Source organism: Serratia sp. HNCC26DJ244, from assembly GCF_057180565.1.
This window is the reverse complement of sequence record NZ_JBXUGO010000144.1, coordinates 1-308: the sequence shown is the minus strand read 5'-3', so window position 1 is coordinate 308 and position 308 is coordinate 1. Positions and strand designations below refer to the sequence as shown.

Sequence of the window (308 nt, the reverse complement as noted above, 5' to 3'; positions counted from 1 at the left end):
GTCACCTTCCCGGACGGCAGCACCGCCACCGGACCGGTGGCCGCCGATGGCAGCTATGGTCCTATCAGCAGCACCGCACCACAAACCAGTGGTGATGTCAGCGTGCTGGCCACCGATGTGGCGGGCAATGACAGTCCGTCCGCGATCACCGCGTATGTGGACAGCACTGGCCCTGTCGCGCCAGCCGCGCCAAGCGTGGTCGCTAACCCAGACGGTACCCTGACTGTGTCCGGTACCGCCGAGCCGGGCAGCACCATCACTGTGACCTTCCCGGATGGCAGCACCGCCACCGGACCGGTGGCCGCCGA

The 308-nt window shown here is 67.9% G+C and carries 1 protein-coding gene; it reads left to right on the top strand.

Annotated elements, in window-relative coordinates; all coding sequences use genetic code 11:
- Positions 1-308 (top strand): hypothetical protein (locus tag AC2A06_RS18995; protein ID WP_484381317.1); only part of this gene is annotated, 308 nt, incomplete at both ends.